Raw genomic sequence first — 25,448 nt, forward strand, 5'->3', positions numbered from 1 at the left:
GAGAGCGGAGTGTGTACCCAAGTGGTAAAGGTCTGGTCAGCGGCGCGTCGAAAACCGGAAGAAACTGCAGTCCGGCCGTGTCTTGTTCGTCATATTTGATGCAGATGCGCCCGCAGCTAATTCCCGGACGTTTCCGGTTTTAAGTAGACAAAATGTCCAACATCGATCCGACCGGTCGTAAAGCCGGCCTCGCAATAGGCGAGGTAAAAGCGCCAGATCCGGTCGAACTTCGCATCAAAACCCATTGCTTCGAGGTCGGGGCGGGATGCCCGGTAGGCCCGGTGCCAGCGAGCCAGGGTCTGCGCATAGCTTGAGGCAAACATCTCGGTGCTGATCGGAGCGAGGCCAACACTGCTGGCCAGTTCCGCCAGCCGTGATGCGGGCGGTAGCATGCCGCCCGGAAACACATATTTCTGGATGAAGTCAGCCGACGTCCGGTAACCGGCAAAATCATCCTCACGAATGGTAATGACCTGCAGCGCCGCGCGACCGCCCGGCTTCAGACAGTGGTTGAGCTGTGCGTAATAGGTTGGCCAATTGGCCTCGCCCACGGCTTCGAACATTTCTATCGAGGCGATGGCGTCAAATGTTTCGTTCACGTCTCGATAGTCCTGCAGCCGGAAGTCCACCCGGTCGGCAAGGTTCGCGGCTTCCAGTCTCCCCCGGGCATAGTCGAGCTGAGCGACCGAAAGTGTCAGACCGGTCACATGGCAGCCGAATTCGCGTGCAGCGACTTCGGCAAACCCGCCCCAGCCACAACCGATTTCCAGCACGCGATCGCCAGGTTTCAGGCCCAGGCGTTCGCAGATCCGGCGATATTTGCGCGTTTGCGCGATCTCCAGGCTTTCATCGTCTGTTTCAAACAGGGCCGACGAGTATGTCATGCTCTCGTCCAGCCAGTGCCGATAGAAGGCGTTGCCGAGATCATAGTGATAGGCAATGTTCCGTCGGCTGCCTCGGCGCGTATTGCCGTTCAGCCCGTGCTGCAGGCGCGCGAGCAAGCGGCTCGGCCCGTTTTTACGGTCGATGTCGACATTGGAGTCCAGCTCCAGCGCCAGGGCGGTGAGCAGGCCCGGCAGGTCGCTGGTATGCCATTCATCGTGCACATAACCTTCCGAAAACCCCAATACACCGCTTGCGGCTATCCGAAGCAGGGCATTCCACTTGCGCACCTTCCAGTCGGCGCAGGCGGAGGCGGTCTCCGGTCCGATATGAAAGATGTAGCCACCGGGCAGCTCCACTCGCAGCCGAAAGGCGGTCAGACCGGCCAGTGACCGCGCGATCCGTCGGGCTGCGAAGGCTTGCAGGCGAGACGGTTGTGCCGCGTTCTTCGCGGATTGATTGCTGTACGCGTCCATCAATGCCTCCCGGGCAAGGTGTCTTCGGTACCGCGTCGGGGAGCGAATGTGGCTAACCCCTTCAGGCGCAGACGGAGCGCCTCCCACAGGATACCAAAAAAAATGCGGATTGTGTTGGTTGCCACGAGCCAGCTGGCCGAACGCAGGGCGCCCGGGGTCAATGGCTGGAGTTGCGCTGTGTGCGCGGCAGTGAGCACGACCTCGTCATCCCGGATCAGTTGGATCGAGAGGCGGTAGTGATGATCGTCCCGCGCAATCTTGAAGCGATAATGCCCGCTCACCGGATTGAAGGGCGAGACGAAGAAGCGCTTGTCGGCCTGAAGGTGGTGCGGTGAATTGCGGTCCTTCCGCGCATCGACTGGAAAGGCGTAGGCGCAGCGACCGCCATGGAAATTGCTGACTTCGAAGACCAATCCGGTCAGGTCATCGTGCTGGTTGTAGGCGAAAAAGACCGAGACCGGGTTGAAGGACAGACCGAAAATGCGGGGTGAGGCGAGCAGCTGGATCCGGCCAATCGGTGATGTGGACCCGGCTTCGCGCAAGCGGTTTTCCACCCAGGCGCGCAGCGACAGTGTGTCTGCACCATGGTCAGAGGTGTGCAGGCTGACGAGGCCCGGGCGATTAAATCCAAAGGTCCAACCGTTCGATGCCGGCGCGTCAGGCCCGTCAATGTCGGCGAGGATCGATGCGACCCGGTAGCGCAGGCTGTGGTGTCGTGGGCGCCGGCGAGTGTGACCGACCTGACCGACAAGCAGGGAGGCGGGGGAGGGGGTCATTCGGCAGCGATCGTGAGCGGCCTGCCGGATGGACCGACCGCGCCACAGGTCCAGGCGATACGGGCATCCATGTCCGGGGCGATCCAGGGGCGCGGGTCGGCACCGAGCGCATCGGCGACCCGCAAGCCTGATTGCAGACCGTCCTCATGAAAGCCGGAGCCCAGCCATGCGCCGCAATACCAGGTCCCGCGACGCCCTTGTACTGCTCCGAAATCCGATTGCGCCGCAAGGGCCTGATGATCAAAAACCGGGTGGTCGTAATGGTCGGTCCTGAGGATGCGGTCCGGGGCGGGCGGTGTCGCCGGATTCAGGGTCACGAACACAGAAGTGTGGGTTGGCAGGGGCTGCAGCCGGTTCATCCAGTAGGTCAGGCTGATGTCGCGGGTGTCCCGGGCGCCGCGCTCAAGATAGTTCCAGCTTGCCCATGCCTGCCGGCGCCGCGGCATGAAACGGCTATCTGTGTGCAAGATTGCCGTGTTTGGACGGTAGCGGATGGCCGCAAGAAGACGGGTTTCTTCCGGGTCCGCATCATCCAGTAGCTTCAGCGCCTGATCGGAATGGCAGGCCAGAACCACATCGTCGAATTCGGCGCGGTGGCCGTGCTCCAGGGTCAGGACCACCCCGCCCGAGGTCCGGTTCACGCGGCGCACCGGTGCGTTCAGCGCAATCTCGCCCCTGAAAGCGTCAGCCAGAGCATGCACATAGGACTGGCTTCCGCCGGTAACCGTCCGCCAGGCCGGTCGGTCGGTGAGCTGAAGCAAGCCATGATTGAGAAAGAAGCGGAAAAAAGCGTCAGCCGGAAACCCGCGCATCTGATCAACCGGTGATGACCAGATCGCGGCACACATCGGCAGGATATGATCCTCGCGGAAGGCCTCGGAATAGCCGTGCGCCTGCAGGAAATCATCCAGCGAAAGCGTCGGGTCCGTGCGGTCGGAGTCCCGGGCGTGCCGGTTGAGCCGCAGGATGTCCGCGATCATGCGCCACATGCGGGGGCGAAACAGATTGCGCCGTTGGGCGAACAGGCCATTCGGGTTGGACGAGTACTCGAAGCCGCCATCGGCGATGGAGGCCGCGAAGGACATGTCGCTGGGAGAGGTTTCAACCCGGAGGTGATCCAGCAGGGCGACGAAGTTCGGATAGTTGCGCGGATTGTAGACAATGAAGCCGGTGTCGACGCCGAAAGCGGTGTCGCCGACGAGAACTTTCGCGGTGTTCGCGTGGCCGCCCAGTCGGCTGGAGGCCTCGAACAGCGTCACGTCGTGGCGCGTGGACAACCTCCACGCAGCGGCGAGGCCGGATATTCCCGATCCGATGACGGCGATGCGACGGCGTGCTGGGGACATGGGCGTTCCTGTCGGGTGTTCACGGCATGAGAGACTGGGAGGGGCTACGTTGCTGCCGTGCGATTGGATCACCGGCCCGTTCAGGAAGCGGCGTTCCGGGCTCGCCTGGAGACGCGACTGATCCACTTCACGCCGGGCTTCGTATCGAGATGCATGTACGCTACGGTCCACACATCCACTCGCTCGGCCTGGTGCCGTGTTGTCGGCCCGGGAAAGGGGCATATGACGGATCTGACTGACCGCCCTGCTCCAACGGTTGATAGCCAGAGACTGTCAGACTTGCTGGTGCAGGTCGGGCAGGCGCGGGACCGCGCCGCCTTCCGAACCCTGTTTGACCATTTTGCGCCGAGGATTCGGGCATTTCTGATCCAGCGTCGGGTCATACCGGCGATGGCGGACGACCTGACGCAGGATGTGATGCTGGCAATCTGGCGTCGCGCGTCAAGTTTCGACCCGTCACGGGCGGCCGCATCCACCTGGATCTACACAATCGCCCGTAATCAGCACATCGATCAATATCGCAAGGCCCAGCGGGCCAGCCGCATGGACGAGACCGACCCGTCTCTCCAGCCTGCGCCCGCACCGGCGGCGGATGATCTGTGCGAACAGGCCGAAGCTGCCGACAGCGTCGGTGTCGCCCTGGAAGACCTTTCTGCCGATCAGCGGCAGGTCGTGGAACTCGCCTTCACCGAAGGCCTGACCCACAGCGAAATCGCCGACCGGCTTGAACTGCCGCTCGGTACCGTCAAATCACGCATACGACTTGCCCTGGGCAAGTTGAAGACGACCCTTGGAGAAATGGTATGACCCAACGCGGTCACACGCTCGATGATGCCTGGTATCTGGGCTACGCTGCCGGAAGTCTGGCAAGCGAGGCGGAAACAGTGCTTGTCCAGTCACATGTCGAATTGAATTCTGATGCACAGGACCGGGTCGAGCAGCTCGACCGCATTGGTGGGGTCCTGCTCGACCGGATGCCGGTCGGGGAAGCGCTCCCATTCAGTGCCGATGAACTTTTGGAAATGGCCGACCGGAGTGATCCGTTGCAAGCCGGTGAAAGCGTGTCCGACGAGGCCGCCAATGTCCCTGACGCCCTCGATGGGGTCAATCTGCCGCCGGCCCTCGCGCAGTATCTCGCCCGCTCGCCGGCCCGCCTGAAATGGGAATTCCTCGGTCCGGGTCTGCGCAAATCCATTTTGTGGCGCGGCAAGGACGGGGAGCGGCTCTGGTTGCTCAAGGCGCAGCCCGGAGTCGCTATCCCGCATCACGGGCATGCCGGGTCAGAGCTGACTCTCGTGTTGAAGGGCAGCTTCTGGGATGGAGACCAGGAGTATCGGCGCGGCGATGTCGAAGAGGCCCATGAAGATGTTGAACATGACATTCGGATCGGAACAGGTGGAGAGTGCGTCTGCTTGGCCCTGACCCAGGGGAAATTGCGCTTCGAAAGTCCGCTTTTGACGGCTTTTCAGGTCTTTACCGGACTTTGACTGCAGCGCTCGCCATGTGCCGGGAATTTCAATGAGTGACGAAGGCGGGTGCTTGCGCCGTGCGTTTGCGCTACCATCGGTCATCACGTGATTTCGTCAGGTGCCGGGGTGACGGTCAGCATGAGTGTGAAAATGCGGGCGAACAAGCAGTCCGGAGCGACCATCAAGGACGTGGCGAGCGCGGCAGGCGTGTCCGCCATGACGGTCTCGCGCGTGTTGAACGCTGAGCCGAATGTTCGTCCGGCCACACGCGAGCGCGTGCAATCGGCAATCCGCGATCTCAACTATCGCCCCAATCTTTCGGCGCGCAATCTGGCGCGGGCCAATGCCTATTTTATCGGCTTGCTTTATGACAATCCGAGCGCGGGCTATATCAGCGAGTTGTTGATCGGCGCCCTGAACCGCTGTCGCACCTCGGGTTACCATCTCGTTCTTGAAAGCTGTGATGCGGCAGGGGCCGACTGGTCGAACCAGATCGCTGACATGCTGCGGACGTCGAATTTTGATGGCGTCATCATGCCGCCGCCCGTTTGCGATCATGCCGATGTTCTGGCCGCCGTCGATGCCGCCGGTATCCCCTATGTCCGCATTGCGCCGGACACGGATCTGGATCGGGCCCCCTGCATTCTCACCGATGACCGCGCCGCGGCGCGCCGAATGACGGACTATCTGATCGAGCTCGGCCATACCCGGATCGGATTTGTGCTCGGGCCGCAAGAACACGGTGCCAGTCGTGAGCGCCATGCCGGTTTCCTTGAAGGCTTGAGCGCGCACGGCCTGGAAAGTGAGCCGGAACTCATTGCAGAGGGGGCTTTCACTTATAAATCGGGACTGGAGGCGGCCGAGAAGCTCCTTTCGCTGGCGGACCGACCCACAGCTATTTTCGCGTCCAATGACGACATGGCGGTGGCGGTCATCGCGCTGGCCCACAAGCATGCCCTGGATGTGCCCCGCGACCTGACCGTGGTGGGCTTTGACGATACGCAGACAGCCACCGCAATCTGGCCACAGCTGACAACAGTCAGGCAGCCGATTTCCGACATGTCGAGCGCGGCGATCGAGCTCCTTGCCAGCCATCTCGATGGAGATGCCGGCGCATTGGCCCGGCGAGAAATCCGATCGGAAATCGTGGTTCGGGACTCATCCGCGGCGCCAACCGGCTAGAATCAACGAACAGTCAGCCGGCCCGGCTGCAGCATCATGTCGATACTGGGCGTGAATCTGGTCAATATCGCGATTACACTATTTGCGGGACGCAAGGCCGCTAGGGGGCCGAAACTCAGGGAGAGTGATTTGAGCGACTGGAATGAATACCCTGAGATTGATTTGACAATCATCCGGGCACTGATTGACGCGGTCGGAATTGAGACCTTTTCCAGCATGCGTGCGCAATTCGTGGCTGATTTGCGGTCCCTGGCCCAAGCCTATCATGAGGCCTTCGCTCGGTCGGACCTTGCGGCGGCGAGCGCCTCGGCCCACGCCCTGAAAGGCGCAGCGGCCAATATCGGCCTGGTCCGTCTGAGTGCGATTGCCGGGTCGTTTGAGCAGGAGGCAACCGATCCGGGGCCGTCGCTCGACACGATTCTCGACATGTCCATTGCAAGCCTGAACGACGCGTCCTGAAGATGGCTGACAATCGTGACAGAGCGGGCGCGAAGGGAGAATGGAATGGATTATCGTAGTGATATCCGCGGTGAGCGCATGGTGGTCTCGATCTCGGGCACGCTGACCTTTGATGATCATGAGGCATTCCGCCGAATTGTCGGAGAGATTGCGGTGTGTGATGTGCCCACCGTCGAACTGTCCCTTGCCACGACCAAAATGATCGACTCGGCCGGGATCGGAATGTTGTTGCTGGCCAATGACAAGGCCACCAAGTCCGGCAAGCGGTTGTGCCTGTCCGGCGTGTCAGGGCACGTCGCCAAAGTGATCGACCTGTCGAAGATCGATCAACTCATCCCGATCGAATAGGCGCGGGGCAGGCATTATGGCAGACCACAGTCCCGATCCCGGTACCGAGGACACTGCCACCATCCTGGTCGTTGATGACCTGAAGTCATCCCGACTTCTGATCGGATCGATTTTGAATGCGGCCGGTTTCAACAACCTGATTTTCGCCTCGGATGGTGTCGAAGCGCTGGAACTGCTGGAACAGACCCCGGTCGACATGGTCATTCTGGACATCGTGATGCCGCGTAAGGATGGTATCTCGGTGTGTCGCGAAGTGCGCGAGCGACTGGGCCTGACCATGCCGATCCTGATCCAGACCAGCCTGCAGGATGCCGACCATCGGGCGACAGCCTTCGATGCCGGCGCCTCGGACATTGTCTCCAAACCCATCCATGCCCACGAAATCGTCTCACGCACGCGGCTTCATCTTGAGCGGCGGCGGATGATCGACAGCCTGCAGCGATATCGCCGTCGCATGCAGGACGAGCTCAGGGCAGCCGAGGCGATGCAGGTCTCCCTGCTCAAATCCGATGACGAGGTCGCGGCGATCGCGGGGCCGCGGCACGCCAGGATGACGACCTTCTACAAGGCGTCCAACCAGCTGGGGGGCGATCTGTGGCAGGTGTTCGAAATCGACGAGACCCGCTTCGGCATCTTCATGGTTGACCTGTCTGGCCATGGCGTGGCGGCGGCGATCAATGCGTTCCGTGTCCACATGCTGGCTGAGGATCGCACGCATGACCGGACCTCGCCCGGCGACTGGCTGACTTCCGTCAACGCCAATCTGTGCCAGATCCTCCCCGTCGAACACTTTGCGACAGCCTTCTATGGCGTGGTCGACATTGCCCGGGGCCGCATCGAATACGCCGCGGCCGGGGCGCCACCGCCGATCCTGCTGGATCGAGAGGGTGGTTGGCGGCTGATCGATGGGTCCGGGGTCATTCTCGGTTGTTCTGAGGGTGCGCGTTATGAGACCCACTCGACCCCGATCCGCCAAGGCGATCGGATATTCTTCTACAGCGATGCCCTGTATGAGAAATTTGATGAACCGGACAAGTCTCTGGAGGCGGTTGAGCTGGTGGCTCACGCGCGCGCCGTATTGGGTTCGGTGTCCGGTCAGGGTTTCCATGAAGCGCTAATCGCGCGAATTTTCGATGACCCGGACGCCGATTGTCGAGACGATCTGACGCTGATCCTGCTGGAGGTTGCGGGTGATGGGTGACGGGCGACCCTTGCCATCAGGGGCGGACGTGATCTGGGTCCGGCTTGTTGCCAGCCCGGTCGCGGACGCGGTCCGCCGCGACCTGGCGTCGCGCTTTGGTGATGCCGTGGTCACGACGCCGGATCTGCCGACCGGTGTGACCGTTGGCCTGGTCATTGTTGATGATGCGAACCAGGCCGCTATCGGCCTGGCGGCGACCCGGAATGCCGGCGCACAGCAATCGATTCTGATCAAATCGGGACATGAGCCCCACGGCCGCGCGGATTTCGTCCTGTCGTCTGATGTCGATTTGAATACGGTGACGTCGGTGGTGACTGCGGCCAAGGACTTTCATGATCAGGTGATGAGTTTGCGGTCTGAGGTCGCGCGCCGCAAATCAGCGGTTGGCACGATACTGCGCGGCGAGTTTGTTCTGAGAACCCTCGACGAAGCCCGTAATCTGGCGACCATGATCGCGCATGCCTGTCCGAATTCAGACCTGGTGGCGATCGGTCTCCAGGAATTGCTGATCAACGCCGTTGAGCATGGCAATCTTGAGATCGATGCGGACATGAAGCAGGCCCTGCTGATGGCCGGAAACTGGCGCGAAGAAGTCGAGTCCCGTCTGCAGGATCCACAATATGCAGATCGGACAGTCACGCTGTCCTTCCAGCGCAGCGCCCGTCTCATCTCAATGACCGTGCAGGACGAAGGCGCAGGATTTGACCATGAGCAGTATAGTTCGACGGTTGCTGAGGCGACCGGCTACCGCGGGCGCGGGATCGCCATGGCCCGGGATCTTTCCTTCTCGTCATTGACCTATCTGGGCGCCGGCAATGTCGTCGAAGCGACAATCATCCTGGAACCCGAGGACTGACGACCGGGGCGATCGACCGCTGACGCTGAAAACTTCCCAAAAGATACGAATATTCGCCCGTTCAGCTAGGGTTCAGTCGCGATATCCATTAGTCTGCACAAGACCAGACGTGATTGCCGGATCGCAGGGGCGGTCCACACTGTCTGGAGGGGGAAATTGATGAAAACCCAAATCTTCGCAAGTGTGGTCACGGTAGCGCTTCTCGCCAGCCCGGCGATCGCCCAGGACTTCTCGGCGCCGGCAACCTTCGGAACCGTCAATCTGAGCTCCGGATTCACGCCGGACCCGTACAATGTGACCCTGACCTCCGGCGGCCAGTTGCGCGCCAGCAACCTGTCGAGCAGCTGTCGTGGCTGGATCGCCAATGCGCCCGATTTTTCAGTCTTCTACGAAGCCGGGAACATGTTTGACCTGACCATCGGCGCGGTCTCGAACACCGACACCACGCTCGTCGTCAACGGCCCGGATACCAGCTGGTATTGCGATGATGACAGCGGTGAAGGCCTCAATCCGAGCATGACCTTCTCCAATCCGGCCTCCGGACGCTACGACATCTGGGTCGGTTCCTACTCGGAAGGCGATTATGCCCAGGCAACCTTGTCGATCTCCGAGCTCGGACTTGCCGGTGGCGCCACGCCGCAGCCATCCTCTCGCGGTATCGACTGGTCTCTGGCCGCCAATTTCGGCTCTGCCAATCTGCGCGGCGGTTTCACGCCCGATCCGTACCGTGTGAACATCATTTCCGGTGGCGGTTTCCGCGCTGACTCGGTTCGCTCCGGCTGTGCCGGTTGGGTCTCTGCGGCTCCGGATTTCGAACTCAATTTCACGGCCGGTTCGCTGCCCCTGATCCTGTCGGCAGCGTCGAGCTCGGACACGACCATCCTGGTCAATGATCCCAACGGCAACTGGCACTGCAATGATGATGGCGGCAATGCCGGTCTGAACCCGGCGCTGACCTTCAACAATGCGGCCTCCGGTACCTATGACATCTGGATCGGTTCCTACAGCCAGGGCGGGGGTACCGAAGCGACCCTGTCGATTTCCGAGCTGTACAGCGAATAACTGATCGCTGATCCCTTGAAAGGGCGGCCGTTGGAAAACGGTCGCCCTTTTTCTGTCCGGCGTTCCGGTCTATGGCTTTGAGAGGTCATTTGGGCGGGTTCTTCATGCGTATCTTCCTTGGCATCTTGCTGGCGGTCATCCTGGTGGCCGGCGGCTTTGTCTTCTTCATTCTCCCGGCGCGGATTGATGCCGACATGAATGTGGTCCGGCCGCACGCGGCCTATACGCCGAGCGCCGAGGCCGAGGCGCTGCACGCGACCCTGCCGGTCGCCGACCTTCATTCCGACATGCTGTTGTGGATGCGTGACCCGACTCGCTGGAATGACCGCGGTCATACCGACCTGCCGCGCCTGCGCGCCGGCGGTGTGGCGCTGCAGGTCTTTGCCAGCGTCACCAAGACCCCGTCCGGCCAGAACTATGACAGCAACACGGCCGACAGTGACGACATCACCGCCCTTGCCATTGTCCAGCGCTGGCCGATCCGGACCTGGAGTTCGATCCTGGAACGCGCGGTCTATCATGCCGACCGGCTGAACCGTCTTGCCGAGCGGGATGACAGTTTCACGGTCGTCAGGACGCGCGCCGACCTGGAAGCGGTGCTGGCTGCCCGGGAGACCGACCCGACGGCGCTGGCCGGCCTGCTGGAGACCGAAGGCGCCCATCCGCTCGAGGGTGATATCGCCAATATCGATGTGCTCTGGGATGCCGGCTATCGCATGTTCGGCCTGCAGCATTTCTTCGACAATGAGCTCGGCGGCTCGCTGCACGGGGTCTCGAATGCCGGGCTGACGGATTTCGGCCGCGACGTCATCCGCCGCATGGATGAGCGCGGCCTGATCATCGATGTCGCCCACTCCTCGCCGCAAGTCGTCGAGGAGGTGCTGGCCATGACGAATAGCCCGCTCGTGGTCTCCCATACCGGCGTGCACGGCCATTGCGAGGTCAAGCGCAATATCCCTGACGCCCTGATGCAGCGCATCGCCGCCGGCGGCGGGCTGATCGGCATCGGTTTCTGGGCCGATGTGACCTGCGACGACAGCCCCGAAGGCGTCGCCGCCACCCTGCTGGCCGCCATCGACCTGGTCGGCATCGACCATGTCGCCCTCGGCTCGGACTATGACGGCACCGTCACCACCACTTTCGACGCCTCGGAATATGTCGTCCTGACTGACCGCTTGCTGGATGCCGGCCTGAGCGCCGATGAGGTTGGGCAGGTGATGGGTGGCAATACGATCCGTTTCTTCCTGGAGAATCTGCCGCAATAGCCAGGCTGGCGACAGTTACTCCGCCGCCACCGCCTCGGCTTCCAGACGTTCGACCAGTTTTACCCCGGCTTGCGAGCAGGACAGGGATCCGCCCAGATCGCCGGTCCATTCGCCCGCCTCGTGCATCGTGTTGATGGCATCGCGGATGCGCCCCGCCGCCGCCGTCTCGCCCAGGCTTTCCAGCAATTGCGCCACCGCTTCGATGGCGCCGAACGGGTTGGCCTTGTCCTGGCCGGCTATGTCGGGGGCCGAGCCGTGGATGGGTTCGAAGAGGCCGGGTTTGTTTTCGCCCAGCGAGGCCGAGCCCAAAAGGCCGATCGAGCCGGGCAGCATGGAGGCTTCGTCGGAGAGGATGTCGCCGAACATGTTCTCGGTGACGATGACGTCAAAGCTCGCCGGGGCGCGCAGCATGTGCATGGCGGCGGCGTCGACATACATGTGGTCGAGTTCGATATCGGGGAAGTCGCGGGCGCCCATCTCGGTGACGACATCGCGCCACAGGCGGCTGGTTTCCAGCACATTGGCCTTGTCGACCGAGGTCAGCTTGCCGCGCCGCAGGCGGGCCTGCTCAAAGGCGATGCGGGCGACCCGTTCGATCTCGCCGCGTGAATAGGTGCATTTGTCGCTGGCGCTGTCGGCGGAGCGTTCGCGTGTCCCGAAATAGATGCCGCCGGTCAGTTCGCGCACGATCAGCACATCGGTTCCGGCGACCAGGTCAGGGCGCAGGGGCGATTTGCCCGCGAGCGCCGGGTGCACAGCCGCCGGGCGCAGATTGGCATAGACGCCGAGCGCCTTGCGCAGGGCCAGAAGCCCGGCTTCGGGGCGGGCGTCGGCCCGGTCCCATTTGGGACCGCCGACCGCGCCGAGGAAAATGGCATCGCTGGCCTGGCAGGTTTTCAGTGTCGCCTCGGTCAGCGGTTCGCCGAACTCATCAATCGAGGCGCCGCCGAAAGCGCAGGTCGCAAATTCGATCCGGAAGCCCTCAAGGGCCGCGACATGCTCCAGCACGGCGCGGGCCACGGCGGTGATTTCCGGCCCGATCCCGTCGCCGGGCAAAAGGGTGATGCGATAGGTCATGCGTGGTCGGCCTCGTATGCGTCGATCGCGTCGGCATGTCCCATCAGGAAGCCGAGCGGGTCCGTGCCTTCCATCAGGCAGTGTTTGGCAAAGGGTTCGATGGCGAAGTCGAAGCTGGGACCATTGCCCAGATCGACATGCTGGCTGGCGAGGTCGATCCTGATCGACACGCCGGGATTGGCCAGCAGCCATTTGTGGGCGGCTTCCGGTGCCATGATCGGCAGCAGGCCGTTGCGGGCTGAATTGGAGCGGAAAATGTCGGCAAACTCGCTGGAAATGACGGCACGAAAGCCGAAATCATGCAGCGCCCAGGGCGCGTGTTCCCGTGATGATCCACAGCCGAAATTGCGTCCCGCGACCAGGACACTGCATTGGGCCGTATCGAGGCTGTTCAGCGATACCGCTTCGAGCGGCTTGCCATCGCCATCATAGCGCCAGTCATGGAAGGCCAGCTTGCCCAGCCCGTCCCGCGTGGTCGTGGTCAGGAAACGGGCGGGGATAATCTGGTCGGTATCAATGTCTTCCTGGTCGATCACGAAGGTGCGGCTGTCGATCTGGCGGATATCGTCCTTTTGATCAGGCATGGGCGGGCTCCATCAGTTCGGCCGGGTCGATGACATGGCCGGCGATCGCCGCGGCGGCCGCGGTCGCCGGGCTGGCGAGGACGGTGCGCACACCAGGGCCCTGGCGGCCTTCGAAATTGCGGTTGGAGGTCGATACGACCAGCTGGCCCGGCTCGCCGCGATCGCCATTCATGGCGATGCACATCGAGCATCCCGGCTGACGCCACTCGGCGCCGGCGTCAGTGAAGATGCGGTCGAGCCCTTCGGCTTCGGCCTGGGCGCGGACCGCCACCGAACCGGGAACGACCAGCGCCCGGATGCCGTCCGCCACGCGACGTCCGCTCATGATGGCGGCGGCTTCGCGCAGATCGGTGATACGGGAATTGGTGCAGGAGCCGATGAAAACCTGGTCAACCTGTGTACCGGCGACCGGCATGCCCGCCTCAAGTCCCATATAGGCAAGGGCCTTCCTGTGTGACGGGCTGCGCGGTTGGGGGATGGGCGCGTTGACGGCAATCCCGGTGTCCGGGGCCGTGCCCCAGGTCACCATCGGCCGGATACTGGCGGCGTCGATCATCACTTCATGGTCGAAGCGGGCCCCGGCATCACTGCGCAATGCGCGCCAGCGATCAATCGCGGCGTCCCATTCGGACCCGGTTGGAACCTGCTCGCGGCCTTCCAGCCAGGCGAAAGTGGTTTCGTCCGGTGCGATCATTCCGGCCCGGGCACCGGCCTCGATCGACATGTTGCAGACCGTCATCCGGCCTTCCATGTCGAGCGCCTCGATGGCACTGCCGGCATATTCGATCACACAGCCCGTGCCGCCATCGACTCCGATCTCGGCAATGATGGCGAGGATGATGTCCTTGGCGGATATTCCCGCTGCCGTCTCGCCATCCACCGTGACGCGCATGGATTTCGGTTTGCGCTGGAGCAGGCATTGCGAGGCCAGTACATGACCGACTTCGGTGGTGCCGATGCCGAAGGCGAGGGCGCCGAATGCACCATGGGTCGCTGTATGGCTGTCGCCGCAGACAATGGTCATGCCGGGCTGGGTGGCGCCCAGTTCCGGTCCGATCACATGGACGACGCCGCGATGACCACTGCCCCAGCCATGCAGGGTAATGCCGTGCTGCGCGGTGTTGGACTGCAGCGTCTCGACCTGGTTCTGAGCCGCTGCCGTCGCGTAGGGCGGTGTCTCGCCGGCTGCGAAGTCCAGCGTCGGGGTTGCGTGGTCGATCGTCGCGAGGGTCCGGTCCGGGCGGCGCACCTTCAGGCCCCGCTCGGCGAGGACCGAAAAGGCTTGCGGCGAGGTCACTTCGTGCACCAGATGCAGGTCGATATAGAGCAGGCCCGGTGTCTCGGCCGTCTCGGCGCGGACCTGGTGGGCGTCCCAGACCTTGTCGAACAGCGAACGCGGTACGCTGCTGGTCGCTCCGGTCTCAGTCTCAGGCGACATGCTGGACCTCCATCGCATTGTCCTGGACCGGCTGCAGCCAGCCGTGACGGTCCGGCGTCTCGCCGGAGAACAGGCCGAAAAAGCGCTTCTGCATCAGCTCGGCAATCGGACCGCGGCCGCCGGCATTGACGACATGGCCATCAACCGAGCGCACCGGGGTGATCTCGGCTGCGGTCCCGGTGAAGAAGATCTCGTCGGCAAAATAGAGGCTTTCCCGCGACAGGGTCTGTTCGCGCACGTCAAAGCCTTCGGCTTCGGCCAGCTTCATCACGGCATCGCGGGTCAGGCCGGACAGGATCGAGGCCGAGCTGGGCGGAGTGCGGATGATACCATCGGAGACGACAAAGATGTTCTCGCCCGCGCCCTCGGAAACGAGACCGTTGACGTCCAGGCCGATGCCTTCATCGAACCCGCGCGAATGGGCCTCATGGCTGATCAGCATCGAGGAGAGATAATTGCCGCCGGCCTTGGCACCGGTCGGAATGGTATTGGGGGCCGGGCGGCTCCACGAGGAAATGCAGCAATCGACGCCCTTGGTCAGCGCTTCCTCGCCCAGATAAGCGCCCCACGGGAAGGCCGCGATACAGATTTCCGGCTTGGTGTCGGCGCCGGGCAGGACACCGATACCGCCATAGCCGAAGAAGGCGACAGGCCGGATATAGGCGTCCTTGAGATGATTGGCACGGATCACCATCCGGCAGGCGGCCTCGACCTCCTCCACGGTATGATTGACCGGCATGTGATAGACCTTGGCGCTGTTGAACAGGCGCTTGACGTGGTCAGTCAGTCGGAAAATCTGTGGCCCGGTGGGCGTGTTGTAGCAACGGATCCCCTCGAACACTGAAGAGCCGTAGTGCAGGGCGTGGGAGAGAACATGGGTCTGCGCTTCGTGCCAGTCGATCAGTTCGCCATTGCGCCAGATGAAGTCGGTTTCCTGGATAGCCATTGTGGTAATTCCTGTCAGACGGCCGCGGCCGGTTGTTGCTGGGTCAAGTCGGCCCGGCCATAGGCCTCACCGCGATCGAGTGTGAAGAGCAGCGAGTCGATGGCTGCGGTGACGATATCGGGGCCACGCGCGCGCCCGGAGAAGATCGTGCCGTCAATGTCGATGCTGATATCGGCGACGAATTCGCGACCGGTCGCGGTCGATCGCATGCGGGTTTCCAAAGCCGTCACGGTGGCATCCGTGCCGGTGATGCGCTGGACCGCTGCAAAGGCCGCCGCAATCGGGCCGTCGCCGGACGCGATGTCGGAGACGCGGCCGCGGTCTGGATGCTCCAGTTCGACGCGGGCAAACTGTTTGGGCTGGCGACCGGCCGTTGTACGCAGCTCGGTGCGCAGAACGGTCCAGCGCGAACCGCTGGCGGAGAATCCCTCCATCATGGCAACCAGATCGGCATCATTCACTTCGCCCAGCTCATCGGCCAGGTGTTTGAAATCCTTGAAGACCTGGTTCAGCTTGTCCGGGTCCGGCTGATAGCCCAGCTTGGCCAGGCGCTGCACCAGGGCGTGCTTGCCCGAATGCTTGCCCAGCACCAGGGCCGAACCCGGTGCGCCGACGCTTTCCGGGGTCATGATTTCATAGGTGCGACGGTCCGAGATCATGCCGTGCTGGTGAATGCCGGCCTCGTGGGCGAAGGCATTCTTGCCGACAATGGCCTTGTTCGGGGCAACCGCGCTTCCCGTTACCCGGGCCAGGCGCTGGCTGGCCGACCAGATCTTGGTCGCATCGACATGGCTGATGGCCGGGAAGATGTCAGCCCGGACCTGCAAGGCCATGACGATCTCCTCCAGCGAGCAATTGCCGGCCCGTTCGCCGATGCCGTTGATGGCGCACTCGACCTGGCGGGCCCCGCCCTTCACGGCGGCCAGCGAGTTGGACACGGCAAGACCCAGGTCATTGTGGCAATGGGCCGAGAAGATCACGTGGTCGGGCCGTTCGACATGGGCTGCCAGACGTTCGAATACCGCCCGGATTTCGTCCGGCTCGGAATAGCCGACCGTATCAGGCACATTCAGGACATCGGCGCCGTTGACCGCGGCGCAGCTCATCGCCTCGACCAGGAAGTCCGGCTCTGTGCGCAGGGCATCCTCGGCCGAAAACTCAATCTCGTCGAACGTGCCGGCGGCGTGCTTGAGGCAGCGCTCAATGGTCTGCAGCACTTCGCGGCGCGACATGCGCAACTTGGCTTCGCGATGGATCGGGCTGGTGGCCAGGAAGATGTGCAGGCGTTTGCGATGCGCGGGTTCCAGCGCCTTGGCCGCCGCGTCGATATCGCCCTCGGTGGCCCGTGCCAGCGAGCACAGGGTCGAGTTGCGGATTTCCGAGGCGATGAGGCGGATGGCTTCGCTGTCGCCGGGCGAGGCGGCGGCAAATCCCGCCTCGATCGTGTCGACCCGCATCGCTTCGAGCAGACGGGCGATTTCGAGTTTCTCCGCCGGGTTCATCGAGAAGCCGGGCGCCTGTTCACCATCGCGCAGCGTGGTGTCGAAAATCCGCAGCCGGTCGGGCTGTGGAGTCGGAACGGGTCTCAGTGTCGGGGCGGACATGCTTGTCTCCATCGGTCCGAAGGGGCCACTGCCCGGGCTGCGATCTCGGGGGCAATCCGGTCGTCTGTGTCGCGGGTGAACACGCCACGCACATCGAGCAGGCGCGCCACCTGGCGGGCCAGTACGTCCATGCTGCGGGCGCCGTCGCGGGCAGCGAGCGACAGGGTGACGGTCGACTGGCCGCCGGAGGTCTCCGACTTGTCCATCGCGGCGATGGTGAAGCCGCGGCGCTCGACCAGGCCGATAAGCCGCATCAGGGCGCCTTCGGCGTCGGCCAGTTCAATACGAAGCGAGGTGCGCATGATCAGTCCTCCATCATGTCGGCATTGGACGCGCCGGGCGGGACCAGCGGCCAGACATTCTCACGCGGGTCGATCAGGACATGCGCGAGGATCGGGCCGCGGGCATTCAGCAAGCGGTCGATGGCCGCGGGAACTTCCTCGCGGCTGTGAACGGTGAAGGCCTCGATGCCGAATGCATGGGCCACTTCCGCAAAATCGGGATTGTCGTAGAGGTCGATCTCGGAGAAATTCTGGTCGAAGAAATATTCCTGCCACTGCCGGACCAGGCCCAGCGAGGCATTGTCGAGCAGCAGAATCCTGACCGGCACGCCATAGCGGCGGGCGGTCGCCAGCTCCTGGATATTCATCATGATCGAGCCGTCGCCGGTGATGGTGACGACCTTGGCGTCCGGTCGGGTCATGGCGGCGCCGATCCCGGCCGGCAGGCCATAGCCCATGGCGCCCAGCCCGGCGGAGGTCAGATGGTGCTCCGGGCGCGAGAAGCGGCAATGCTGGGCGACCCACATCTGATGCTGGCCGACATCACAGGCGGCGATGAAATCATCACCGGCGGCCTCGGACAATTGCTTCAGCATGGCAGGCGCATAAACGCCCGAACCGGGCGCATCATAGCGAAAGGCGTGGTGTTCCTTGCGCTCGACACAGGTGTCGCGCCATTCGGTGATGTCGAGCCAGTCATTGGTGATGCCGGCCAGGATGGCTGAGATGTCACCAGCCAGGCCGATTTCGGCCCGGCGCAACTTGTCGATCTCGGCGGCGTCGCCATCAATATGGATGATGCGGGCGCCGGGGGCGAATGTGTCCAGCCGCCCGGTCGCGCGGTCGTCGAAACGGGCGCCGCAACAGATCAGGAGGTCGCTTTCATCGACGGCGACATTGGCGGCGCGGCCGCCATGCATGCCCAACATGCCCAGAAAGGTTTCGCTGTCCGGATGCGGGCAGCCCAGTCCTTTCAGCGTCGCAACCGTCGGGATTCCGGTGCGGGCCATGAAGTCACGCACGGCTTCAACCGCGCCGCCCAAGGTGACGCCACCGCCGATATAGAAGACGGGGCGCTTTGATCGGGCCAGCAGGGTCGTCGCGGCCGCCAGGTCTGATTCTGGTGGATGCGACGACCCGGCCTCAGGCCGAGGCTGGGGGGGTATAGTGGGGTACGCCTCGGCTTGTAAGACATCCTTCGGCAGATCAATCAGGACGGGGCCCGGGCGGCCGCTCTCCGCGATCTCGAAGGCTTCGGCGATCATTTCCGGAATCTTCAGCGGATCGCGGATGATGATCGAGTGTTTGACGACGGGCATCGACATGCCGAACACGTCGACTTCCTGGAAGGCATCCGTGCCCATCAGGCCTGACGGCACCTGGCCGGTCAGGATGATCATCGGGACGCTGTCCAGATAGGCGTTGGCGATACCGGTCAGCAGATTGGTGGCGCCAGGCCCGGAAGTGGCCAGGCAGACCCCGGCCTTGCCGGTCAGGCGCGCCTGGGCATCGGCGGCAAAGGCCGCGGCTTGCTCGTGGCGAACCAGGATGTGTTGCAGGGACGAGCCGGTCAGGGCGTCGTAAACCGGCATGATGGCCCCGCCCGGATATCCGAAAACGCGGGTGACGCCCAGGGCTTCCAGGGTGCGTACCACCGCATGCGCCCCGGTCTGTCGGGGGGAGGGGCGAGCGGCGGCGCTGGGGGCCGTGTCGTCGATTTCGGAGGCGGGCAGGGCCGTCATCTCTCTTGGTCCTTTGTCAGTTCAGGTCGCGCCGGTCAGGCGTTCGCACCCGGTTGCAGCCACGGCATGTCGGCCCGCAAGGCGGCACCGGTTTTCTCGATCGGATGCTCCAGATCCTTGCGCAGCAGGGCCTGGTATTGCGGCTTGCCGGCCTGGTTCTCGGTGATCCAGTCGCGGGCGAAAGTGCCGTCCTGGATGTCCTTGAGGACCTCACGCATGCGGGCGCGGGTCTCGTCATTGATGACACGCGGGCCCGAGCGCAGATCGCCGTAAATCGCGGTCTCCGAGATGAATTCATGCATCTTGGCCATGCCGCCTTCATAGAGGAGGTCGACGATCAGCTTGAGCTCATGCAGGCATTCGAAATAGGCGACTTCCGGCTGGTAGCCGGCATCGACCAGGGTCTCATAGCCGGCCATGACCAACTCCGTCGCGCCGCCGCACAACACAGCCTGTTCGCCGAACAGGTCGGTCTCGGTCTCTTCCGCGAAGGTGGTTTCGATGATGCCGGAATTGGCGCCGCCGATACCGGCGGTATAGCCCAGGGCGCGATTGCGGGCCTCGCCGGTCGCGTCCTGCTGGACGGCAAACAGGCACGGCACGCCGCGGCCGATCTCGTATTCACGGCGGACCAGATCGCCAGGGCCTTTCGGGGCCACCAGGATCACATCGACGCCTTCCGGCGGGGTGACGCGGCCGAAATGGACCGAGAAGCCGTGCGCGAAGAGAACCGCGTCGCCGGCCGACAGGTTGGGGGCGATCGACTCGCGGAACAGGGCTTCATGGCTCATGTCCGGGGTCAGGATGGCGATCAGCTTGGCGCCCTTGGTTGCCTCTTCCGGCGTGGCAGTCTTCAGACCGTCGGCCTTGGCTTTTTTCTCGCCCGGTCCACCCGGGCGGACGCCGACCGTGACGTCGCAACCGCTTTCCTTGAGGTTCATGGCGTGGGCACGGCCCTGGCTGCCATAGCCGATCACGGCGATCGGCTGGGCTTTGAAGGCTGTCGTGTCGACCTCGAAATCGGCACGGCGGGACGGGGTGGGCGCGGTCATGCGGGCATCTCCTGCTTGGATTGCATGTCGGTTGTTTGCGGCGACGCCTTGGTGGCAGTCGGCGCGATGATGGTGGTGGCGCCGCGCGAGGCCGAAGAGACCAGCGCGGCATATTTGGCGAAAACACCGGTCGGGGCGGGCCGGCCGGACGAGGATTGCGGACGGGCAGACAGGTCGGCATCGACATCGATCCGGCGGGCGGCGACATCAATGCGCACCCTGTCTCCATTTCGGACCCGTCCGATCGGACCGCCATCGGCGGCCTCGGGGCTGACATGACCGATCACGAAGCCCTTGGAGGCGCCGGAAAAGCGGCCATCGGTGATCAGGGCGACATCGCCGGCCAGTCCCTGACCGACCAGGGCGGCGGTCACGCCCAGCATTTCCCGCATTCCGGGGCCGCCCTTGGGGCCCTCATTGCGGATGATGATGATGTCACCAGCCTTGACCGAGTTGGCCTCCACGGCGGCGAAGGCGTCTTCCTCGCATTCGAACACCCGGGCCGGTCCGGAAAATTCGCTGCGGGCATGACCCGACAGTTTCAGGACTGCGCCTTCGGGGGCCAGGTCGCCGGTCAGGACGCGGAAACCACCATCCGGTTTGACCGGGTTGGCAACGGATTGGATGACACGTTGATTGAGTGACTCTTCGGCGCTGGCGCACTCTTCATGCAGGCTCTTGCCGGAGACAGTCGGGGTATCAGCCAGCAAGCCGCCCTCGATCAGGCGCTGACCGAACAGGCGGGAGCCGCCGGCCAGGAACATGTGGTGGGCCAGAAAACGCCCGCCCGGCTTCAGGTCGGTGATGACGGGGGCTTCGCTGGAGATACGGTCGAACTCGGCAATGTCGAACGGTATGCCGGCTTCGGCGGCGATTGCGGCGACGTGCAGGACGGCATTGGTCGACCCGCCCGAGGCGGAAGCGCCGACAACGGCATTGCGAAGGGAGGCTTCGGTGATGAAACGGCGCGGGGTGGTGCCGGATTTCGCCAGCTCGACAGCCAGTCGGCCGCAGCGAGCCGCCGCCTCCGGCTTGTCGGGGTGCGGGGCGGGAATGTCGTTCACGCCCATCGGAGACAGACCCAGCATGGTCAGGATCATGGCCATCGTATTGGCGGTAAACTGGCCGCCACAGGCGCCGGCGCCCGGGCAAGCCGCTTTTTCGACCTTGTCCAGGCCTGCATCATCCAGGGTCCCCGCGGCATGGGCGCCTACAGCTTCGAACACGTCCTGGATGGACAGGGCCTGATCGCCCAGCTTGCCCGGCATGATCGTGCCGCCGTAGAGGATGCAACCGGGCACATCCATGCGGGCCAGCGCCATCGCGGCCGCCGGAATGGTCTTGTCACAACCGACGAGGATAACGACGCCATCCAGGCTGTGACCCCGGGTCGCCAGTTCAATCGAGTCGGTGATCACCTCGCGCGAGATCAGCGAGGCACGCATGCCTTCGGTACCCATCGAGATCCCGTCGGACACGACGATCGTGTTGAAGTCGACCGGATGGCCACCGGCTTCACGAACGGCTTCGCGGACTGGCGCGGCCAGGTCCGCCAGGTGCATGTTGCAGGGCGTGACCGTGGTCCAGGTGTTGATCACCCCGATCATCGGCTTGTCGAAATCACCATCCGTCATGCCGGTCGCGCGCAACATGGCCCGGGCCGGGGCGCGGGCCGCGCCGGCTGTGATGGCGTCTGAAGATTTGCGTCTGTCGTGGGTCATCAGGGTTTTCCGAAGTCAAAATGCAAAAAACCCCGCTCCGTTTTCGGGAGCGGGGTTTTTTTGTCTGCTTGTCCGAGGTCTCTCGTCAGGCAGGCGCGCCAACCGCTCCCGTTATGGAGGAGGTAATAAGTACAAGTACGAGAAGGAGGAGGCCGAGCGTCATCGCCCGCTCGCCCGTCAGGGCAGCGGCCGGTGCTACCGGCAGGGCGTACGCGTTGATCATCGGATCGGCTTTCCAGAACTCTATTGCGGTGCAACGTGACCGGTGATTTTGGTTAAGGCAACCCCGAATTGGAAAAAAACTGCACCAAACATGAAAAATTGGCACAGACAGGCAGTTTTGCTTCGTTCGGTCGGGTTTGGTGCACGAGAATTTCACGCGCTCAAGCGCGCAAAGCGGGATAGTCTTCCCGGATGTGGGTGAAACGGCAGATGTGGCGGGGCTTCGGCCTGATTTGCGTGATGTTGGCAGTTGTCGGCGTGGCGCTACCTCTGGTGCCGACCACTCCGTTCTTGCTGCTGGCGGCCTTCGCCTTCGCGCGATCCTCGCCGCGTCTTCATGCCTGGCTGATGGCACACCGACAATTCGGACCGCTGATCCGCAATTGGCGAGATCATGGCCGGATCGACAGAAAGTCCAAATTTTTCGCGGTTATAGCGATGCTTTCAGCGGTAGCGATCAGCCTGTGGCTGGGCGTTTCGCTGGCGGTGATCCTTGTTCAGGTCTTCGTTCTTTCGGTTGTCGCGCTATTCATTTTGACGCGACCGGACGGGTCAGAAGGCGGGCCCTGACCCGGGATTGAATGGTGCTTCACCTTGCTTCATGGGCGGGCAGCCCTGTCCATTTCGGTGCAGCGCAAAATCTCATCATGTGAATCTTGATTATCCGGTTGACGGGCGATTGAGCACGCGCAGCAAATTTGCGTGCGACATCCGATCATGTCGCGACTCTGTGGATTGAACTGCTGGCGGCGGCCGACGCCAGCCTCTTTCCCGGAGATGAAAATTGCAGGCAAGTGGATAAATTGGGGTCATGCTGACATAAAATTTCCAATATTCTCCATGCGGAGAAATATATTGCGTTGCAGCATGACGACGTCTAAACTGAGTAAATCAAGAGTCGCCACAAGGTGACCTGACACAGAGCGCACTGATTGGATCCGCCACCGCTGTCATGCGGTGCGGATCGTGAGTGATAACGGACCGGTCTCGGTCCGTCCTGGGGCGCGCCTTTCCGGCGACCGTCACCTCATTGATCCAACACGAGTTTTGGAAGCGCTGCAGACAAGCTGCAGCCCTGTTCGCGACCTGATGACAGGCCGGATGGTGAGGGGCAGTTGCCAGAAACGGGGGGATCCCAATGATTGGCAGAACACAAATGAGCAAGACACTGGCGAGGGGCGCTTTGTGTGCAGTGGTGGCCGGTATCGGTTTGACCGGTGCCGCGCACGCCGAGGTGTCGGAGGAAACAGCGTTCGTTTTCAACACGCTGCTTTTCCTGATCGGGGGTTTCCTCGTGATGTTGATGGCGGCTGGTTTCGCCATGCTCGAGGCCGGTTTCGTCCGGACCAAGCACACCGCCGCAATCTGTCTCAAGAATATTGCGCTCTACTCGATCGCCGGCATCATGTTCTATCTGGTCGGCTACCAGGTCATGTATGGTGGTCAGACTCCCTATTTCGGGATCCCGGAATTGTGGGTACCGTCCGAACTGGCGGCAGACGAGTCCATCGACATTGGTACCGGCTATGCTGCCGCGTCAGACTGGTTCTTCCAGATGGTCTTCGTGGCCACCGCGGCGTCGATCGTGTCCGGCACCATCGCTGAACGGGTCAAGCTCGGACCCTTCTTCATCTTCGTGATCGTCCTGACTGCTGTGATCTATCCGATCCAGGGCAGCTGGGAATGGGGCGGCGGCTGGCTGGATGCCGATTTCGGCTTCTCTGACTTTGCCGGGTCCACGCTGGTACATTCCACCGGTGGCTGGGCAGCCCTGGCCGGTGCCATCCTGCTGGGTGCCCGTTCCGGACGCTTCGGGCCGGATTCCAAGCCGATGATGCCTGGCTCCTTGCCGCTGGCGACGCTCGGTACCTTCATCCTGTGGTTCGGCTGGTTTGGCTTCAATGGCGCCTCCCAGCTGGCACTCGGGTCCGCCGGCGATGCCGTTGCCATCTCGCAGATCTTCGCCAACACCAACATGGCCGCGGCCGGTGGTGTCGTGACCGCTTACCTGCTCTCGATGCTGCTGGGTGGTGGCAAGGCCAATCTGGCTTACTGCCTCAACGGCGCCCTTGCCGGCCTGGTCGCCATCACGGCCGAGCCGCTGACCCCGACCATCCTGCAGGCCATCGCTATCGGCGCGGTTGGCGCTGTGATCGCCACCTTCGGTGCCAAACTGCTGGAAATGGTCCGCATCGACGATGTCGTCGGCGCGATCCCGGTCCACCTGTTCGCGGGTATCTGGGGCACCATGGCGGTTCCGCTCACCAACTCTGACGCGACCTTCTTCGGTCAGGCCGTCGGTGTCGGTGCAATCGGGGCCTTCGTGTTCGTGACCAGCTTCGTTGTCTGGATGATCCTGAAAGTCTCCGTTGGCATCCGTCTTTCGCCGGACGCCGAAAATGTTGGCGGAGACCTGTCCGAACTTGGTCACGACGCCGGCTCGATTTTCGCGTCAGACGTGGGAAAGGACTCGGCCCCGGCGCAGTAACGGCACAGGTGCCAGGAACCGGAGAGCATGCCTCCCCGGTTCCGCCACCGCCGCCGGACGGGGCTGTAACGGAGCCAGCCTTATCCGCTCCAACACCACACGGGCGCCGGTCCAGTCCGGCTCTCCCGAAACCCTTGAACTCAGCGCCGGTGATCACGCGGCAAACGGGAGAGCTGCGCTCCCGCCCCGGCAACCGGACCATCAGTAAACCGAATTCCCGACCACCAAATTTTCCACCCAGGAGTAAGTCATGAAAACGAAAATTCTCGCCTTGGGCCTTGCGGCCTGCTGCTTCACCGCCCCGGTCGCTGCCCAGGAAGTTACCGGCAATGTCGCGCTCACCACCGACTACATCTTCCGCGGCGTTACCCAGACAGATGGCGGCCCCGCGATTTCCGGCGGCTTTGATGTCGAGGCCGACGGCTTCTATGTCGGCGTATGGGGTTCCAGTGTCGATTTTTCCGACGCCACCACGATGGAACTCGACCTGTATGGCGGCTACGCCTTTTCGGGTGCCGGTTTTGATTGGGATATCGGCGTGATCTACTACGCCTACCCGGACAGCCCGAGCGCTGGCGGTGACCAGAACTTCGTCGAGTTCTACGGCGGTATCGGCCGCGAATTCGGCCCGGTCGCCTGGGATGCAAAAGTCTCTTATTCGCCGGAATTTTATGGTGAAATCGGTCAGGCTTGGTATCTCGAGACAGGTATTGGCATGGAAGTGGTCGAGGGAATCTCCGTTGATGGCCGCATCGGTGCGAGCCAGTTCGACGACGTTCCTGCGGCTGATTACGAAGACTACCAGGTCGGCGTGTCCGGCACGGTCTTCGGCAATGTTGGCTGGGACCTGCGCTACCACGATCTTTCCGACGGCGGCGATGACAGCATCGTGCTGTCCTTCTCGCAAAGCTTCGGCGGCTAACGCAGGTTTCCCGACCCTATTGTTGTGGTGAGTCCATCAGGCCCGGCCC

Annotated in this window: 25 protein-coding genes; 12 read left to right on the plus strand and 13 right to left on the minus strand. The window is 62.9% G+C overall.

Annotated elements, in window-relative coordinates:
* Positions 1-116: 116 nt before the first annotated feature.
* From MMAR10_RS01400 to MMAR10_RS01410, 3 genes are read right to left on the minus strand one after another with little or no spacing between them, the layout of a single operon-like run.
* Positions 117-1,358 carry an SAM-dependent methyltransferase gene (locus tag MMAR10_RS01400; RefSeq protein ID WP_011642211.1) on the minus strand — a complete coding sequence of 414 codons (1,242 nt, stop codon included), beginning with the start codon at positions 1,356-1,358 and terminating at the stop codon, positions 117-119.
* The gene (locus MMAR10_RS01405; RefSeq protein ID WP_011642212.1) at positions 1,358-2,134 is read right to left on the minus strand and encodes a DUF1365 domain-containing protein; all 777 of its coding nucleotides are present in this window, start codon (positions 2,132-2,134) and stop codon (positions 1,358-1,360) included. Before MMAR10_RS01405 ends, MMAR10_RS01400 begins: the two co-directional genes overlap by 1 nt.
* Positions 2,131-3,480 carry an NAD(P)/FAD-dependent oxidoreductase gene (locus MMAR10_RS01410; RefSeq protein WP_011642213.1) on the minus strand — a complete coding sequence of 450 codons (1,350 nt, stop codon included), beginning with the start codon at positions 3,478-3,480 and terminating at the stop codon, positions 2,131-2,133. The genes MMAR10_RS01405 and MMAR10_RS01410 overlap by 4 nt, the downstream gene beginning before the upstream one ends.
* A 222-nt stretch (positions 3,481-3,702) precedes the next feature.
* Between MMAR10_RS01410 and MMAR10_RS01415 the strand changes: the two genes are divergently transcribed.
* The 9 genes from MMAR10_RS01415 (at position 3,703) to MMAR10_RS01455 (ending at position 11,322) form a co-directional block, all read left to right on the plus strand.
* Positions 3,703-4,287: a sigma-70 family RNA polymerase sigma factor gene (locus MMAR10_RS01415; protein ID WP_011642214.1), complete on the plus strand. Its 585-nt coding sequence runs from the start codon at positions 3,703-3,705 to the stop codon at positions 4,285-4,287.
* Positions 4,284-4,967, plus strand: coding sequence for a ChrR family anti-sigma-E factor (locus MMAR10_RS15910; RefSeq protein WP_011642215.1), 684 nt, complete (start codon positions 4,284-4,286; stop codon positions 4,965-4,967). The genes MMAR10_RS01415 and MMAR10_RS15910 overlap by 4 nt, the downstream gene beginning before the upstream one ends.
* A gap of 120 nt (positions 4,968-5,087) precedes the next feature.
* Positions 5,088-6,131 (plus strand): LacI family DNA-binding transcriptional regulator, encoded by a 1,044-nt coding sequence (locus tag MMAR10_RS01425; RefSeq protein ID WP_011642216.1) that lies wholly within the window; start codon positions 5,088-5,090, stop codon positions 6,129-6,131.
* Between the two features lie 129 nt (positions 6,132-6,260).
* On the plus strand, positions 6,261-6,590 hold the full coding sequence (locus MMAR10_RS01430; protein WP_041636681.1) for an Hpt domain-containing protein: 330 nt from the start codon (positions 6,261-6,263) through the stop codon (positions 6,588-6,590).
* Positions 6,591-6,635: 45 nt separating this feature from the next.
* On the plus strand, positions 6,636-6,938 hold the full coding sequence (locus MMAR10_RS01435; protein WP_011642218.1) for an STAS domain-containing protein: 303 nt from the start codon (positions 6,636-6,638) through the stop codon (positions 6,936-6,938).
* Between the two features lie 16 nt (positions 6,939-6,954).
* Positions 6,955-8,139, plus strand: a complete 1,185-nt coding sequence (locus MMAR10_RS01440; protein WP_011642219.1) for a PP2C family protein-serine/threonine phosphatase — start codon at positions 6,955-6,957, stop codon at positions 8,137-8,139.
* Entirely contained in the window at positions 8,132-8,995 is an 864-nt protein-coding gene (locus tag MMAR10_RS01445) for an ATP-binding protein (protein ID WP_011642220.1), read from the plus strand. Before MMAR10_RS01440 ends, MMAR10_RS01445 begins: the two co-directional genes overlap by 8 nt.
* 159 nt (positions 8,996-9,154) lie before the next feature.
* Positions 9,155-10,057 (plus strand): hypothetical protein, encoded by a 903-nt coding sequence (locus MMAR10_RS17000; protein ID WP_011642221.1) that lies wholly within the window; start codon positions 9,155-9,157, stop codon positions 10,055-10,057.
* Between the two features lie 104 nt (positions 10,058-10,161).
* A complete protein-coding gene (locus MMAR10_RS01455; protein WP_011642222.1) occupies positions 10,162-11,322 on the plus strand; it encodes a dipeptidase in 1,161 nt (386 codons plus the stop codon).
* A gap of 15 nt (positions 11,323-11,337) precedes the next feature.
* Here the strand turns inward: MMAR10_RS01455 and leuB are convergent, their stop codons facing one another.
* The 10 genes from leuB to MMAR10_RS17005 all read right to left on the minus strand — a co-directional run bounded on the left by leuB (position 11,338) and on the right by MMAR10_RS17005 (position 21,990).
* The gene (gene leuB, locus MMAR10_RS01460) at positions 11,338-12,399 is read right to left on the minus strand and encodes a 3-isopropylmalate dehydrogenase (protein ID WP_011642223.1); all 1,062 of its coding nucleotides are present in this window, start codon (positions 12,397-12,399) and stop codon (positions 11,338-11,340) included.
* Positions 12,396-12,983, minus strand: a complete 588-nt coding sequence (leuD, locus tag MMAR10_RS01465; protein WP_011642224.1) for a 3-isopropylmalate dehydratase small subunit — start codon at positions 12,981-12,983, stop codon at positions 12,396-12,398. Before leuD ends, leuB begins: the two co-directional genes overlap by 4 nt.
* Positions 12,976-14,421 carry a 3-isopropylmalate dehydratase large subunit gene (gene leuC / locus MMAR10_RS01470; protein WP_011642225.1) on the minus strand — a complete coding sequence of 482 codons (1,446 nt, stop codon included), beginning with the start codon at positions 14,419-14,421 and terminating at the stop codon, positions 12,976-12,978. The genes leuD and leuC overlap by 8 nt, the downstream gene beginning before the upstream one ends.
* Positions 14,411-15,367, minus strand: coding sequence for a branched-chain amino acid transaminase (locus MMAR10_RS01475; RefSeq protein WP_011642226.1), 957 nt, complete (start codon positions 15,365-15,367; stop codon positions 14,411-14,413). Before MMAR10_RS01475 ends, leuC begins: the two co-directional genes overlap by 11 nt.
* A gap of 14 nt (positions 15,368-15,381) precedes the next feature.
* Complete coding sequence (locus tag MMAR10_RS01480) at positions 15,382-16,971, minus strand: 2-isopropylmalate synthase (protein WP_011642227.1); 1,590 nt, start codon at positions 16,969-16,971, stop codon at positions 15,382-15,384.
* Positions 16,953-17,273, minus strand: a complete 321-nt coding sequence (locus tag MMAR10_RS01485) for an ACT domain-containing protein (RefSeq protein WP_011642228.1) — start codon at positions 17,271-17,273, stop codon at positions 16,953-16,955. The genes MMAR10_RS01480 and MMAR10_RS01485 overlap by 19 nt, the downstream gene beginning before the upstream one ends.
* Before the next feature lie 2 nt (positions 17,274-17,275).
* Complete coding sequence (gene ilvG / locus MMAR10_RS01490; protein WP_011642229.1) at positions 17,276-18,994, minus strand: acetolactate synthase 2 catalytic subunit; 1,719 nt, start codon at positions 18,992-18,994, stop codon at positions 17,276-17,278.
* Between the two features lie 35 nt (positions 18,995-19,029).
* Positions 19,030-20,046, minus strand: a complete 1,017-nt coding sequence (ilvC, locus tag MMAR10_RS01495) for a ketol-acid reductoisomerase (protein ID WP_011642230.1) — start codon at positions 20,044-20,046, stop codon at positions 19,030-19,032.
* Positions 20,043-21,767: a dihydroxy-acid dehydratase gene (locus MMAR10_RS01500; RefSeq protein WP_011642231.1), complete on the minus strand. Its 1,725-nt coding sequence runs from the start codon at positions 21,765-21,767 to the stop codon at positions 20,043-20,045. The genes ilvC and MMAR10_RS01500 overlap by 4 nt, the downstream gene beginning before the upstream one ends.
* An 85-nt stretch (positions 21,768-21,852) precedes the next feature.
* Complete coding sequence (locus tag MMAR10_RS17005; RefSeq protein WP_190273945.1) at positions 21,853-21,990, minus strand: hypothetical protein; 138 nt, start codon at positions 21,988-21,990, stop codon at positions 21,853-21,855.
* Positions 21,991-22,181: 191 nt separating this feature from the next.
* Between MMAR10_RS17005 and MMAR10_RS01505 the strand changes: the two genes are divergently transcribed.
* The 3 genes from MMAR10_RS01505 to MMAR10_RS01515 all read left to right on the plus strand — a co-directional run bounded on the left by MMAR10_RS01505 (position 22,182) and on the right by MMAR10_RS01515 (position 25,399).
* Positions 22,182-22,559: a YbaN family protein gene (locus MMAR10_RS01505; RefSeq protein WP_150099679.1), complete on the plus strand. Its 378-nt coding sequence runs from the start codon at positions 22,182-22,184 to the stop codon at positions 22,557-22,559.
* A gap of 586 nt (positions 22,560-23,145) precedes the next feature.
* On the plus strand, positions 23,146-24,477 hold the full coding sequence (locus MMAR10_RS01510; protein WP_049755641.1) for an ammonium transporter: 1,332 nt from the start codon (positions 23,146-23,148) through the stop codon (positions 24,475-24,477).
* Positions 24,478-24,727: 250 nt separating this feature from the next.
* Positions 24,728-25,399 carry a TorF family putative porin gene (locus tag MMAR10_RS01515; protein ID WP_011642234.1) on the plus strand — a complete coding sequence of 224 codons (672 nt, stop codon included), beginning with the start codon at positions 24,728-24,730 and terminating at the stop codon, positions 25,397-25,399.
* Positions 25,400-25,448 lie beyond the last annotated feature (49 nt).

The organism is Maricaulis maris MCS10 (genome assembly GCF_000014745.1).
Taxonomy (GTDB): domain Bacteria; phylum Pseudomonadota; class Alphaproteobacteria; order Caulobacterales; family Maricaulaceae; genus Maricaulis; species Maricaulis maris_A.

Bases quoted from the DNA above. Each gene is read 5' to 3' on its own strand.
- MMAR10_RS01400 (WP_011642211.1), bottom strand. From the start codon at position 1,358: ATGGACGCGTACAGCAATCAATCCGCGAAGAACGCGGCACAACCGTCT.
- MMAR10_RS01405 (WP_011642212.1), bottom strand. From the start codon at position 2,134: ATGACCCCCTCCCCCGCCTCCCTGCTTGTCGGTCAGGTCGGTCACACT.
- MMAR10_RS01410 (WP_011642213.1), bottom strand. From the start codon at position 3,480: ATGTCCCCAGCACGCCGTCGCATCGCCGTCATCGGATCGGGAATATCC.
- MMAR10_RS01415 (WP_011642214.1), top strand. From the start codon at position 3,703: ATGACGGATCTGACTGACCGCCCTGCTCCAACGGTTGATAGCCAGAGA.
- MMAR10_RS15910 (WP_011642215.1), top strand. From the start codon at position 4,284: ATGACCCAACGCGGTCACACGCTCGATGATGCCTGGTATCTGGGCTAC.
- MMAR10_RS01425 (WP_011642216.1), top strand. From the start codon at position 5,088: ATGAGTGTGAAAATGCGGGCGAACAAGCAGTCCGGAGCGACCATCAAG.
- MMAR10_RS01435 (WP_011642218.1), top strand. From the start codon at position 6,636: ATGGATTATCGTAGTGATATCCGCGGTGAGCGCATGGTGGTCTCGATC.
- MMAR10_RS01440 (WP_011642219.1), top strand. From the start codon at position 6,955: ATGGCAGACCACAGTCCCGATCCCGGTACCGAGGACACTGCCACCATC.
- MMAR10_RS01445 (WP_011642220.1), top strand. From the start codon at position 8,132: ATGGGTGACGGGCGACCCTTGCCATCAGGGGCGGACGTGATCTGGGTC.
- MMAR10_RS17000 (WP_011642221.1), top strand. From the start codon at position 9,155: ATGAAAACCCAAATCTTCGCAAGTGTGGTCACGGTAGCGCTTCTCGCC.
- MMAR10_RS01455 (WP_011642222.1), top strand. From the start codon at position 10,162: ATGCGTATCTTCCTTGGCATCTTGCTGGCGGTCATCCTGGTGGCCGGC.
- leuB (WP_011642223.1), bottom strand. From the start codon at position 12,399: ATGACCTATCGCATCACCCTTTTGCCCGGCGACGGGATCGGGCCGGAA.
- leuD (WP_011642224.1), bottom strand. From the start codon at position 12,983: ATGCCTGATCAAAAGGACGATATCCGCCAGATCGACAGCCGCACCTTC.
- leuC (WP_011642225.1), bottom strand. From the start codon at position 14,421: ATGTCGCCTGAGACTGAGACCGGAGCGACCAGCAGCGTACCGCGTTCG.
- MMAR10_RS01475 (WP_011642226.1), bottom strand. From the start codon at position 15,367: ATGGCTATCCAGGAAACCGACTTCATCTGGCGCAATGGCGAACTGATC.
- MMAR10_RS01480 (WP_011642227.1), bottom strand. From the start codon at position 16,971: ATGTCCGCCCCGACACTGAGACCCGTTCCGACTCCACAGCCCGACCGG.
- MMAR10_RS01485 (WP_011642228.1), bottom strand. From the start codon at position 17,273: ATGCGCACCTCGCTTCGTATTGAACTGGCCGACGCCGAAGGCGCCCTG.
- ilvG (WP_011642229.1), bottom strand. From the start codon at position 18,994: ATGACGGCCCTGCCCGCCTCCGAAATCGACGACACGGCCCCCAGCGCC.
- ilvC (WP_011642230.1), bottom strand. From the start codon at position 20,046: ATGACCGCGCCCACCCCGTCCCGCCGTGCCGATTTCGAGGTCGACACG.
- MMAR10_RS01500 (WP_011642231.1), bottom strand. From the start codon at position 21,767: ATGACCCACGACAGACGCAAATCTTCAGACGCCATCACAGCCGGCGCG.
- MMAR10_RS17005 (WP_190273945.1), bottom strand. From the start codon at position 21,990: ATGATCAACGCGTACGCCCTGCCGGTAGCACCGGCCGCTGCCCTGACG.
- MMAR10_RS01505 (WP_150099679.1), top strand. From the start codon at position 22,182: ATGTGGGTGAAACGGCAGATGTGGCGGGGCTTCGGCCTGATTTGCGTG.
- MMAR10_RS01510 (WP_049755641.1), top strand. From the start codon at position 23,146: ATGAGCAAGACACTGGCGAGGGGCGCTTTGTGTGCAGTGGTGGCCGGT.
- MMAR10_RS01515 (WP_011642234.1), top strand. From the start codon at position 24,728: ATGAAAACGAAAATTCTCGCCTTGGGCCTTGCGGCCTGCTGCTTCACC.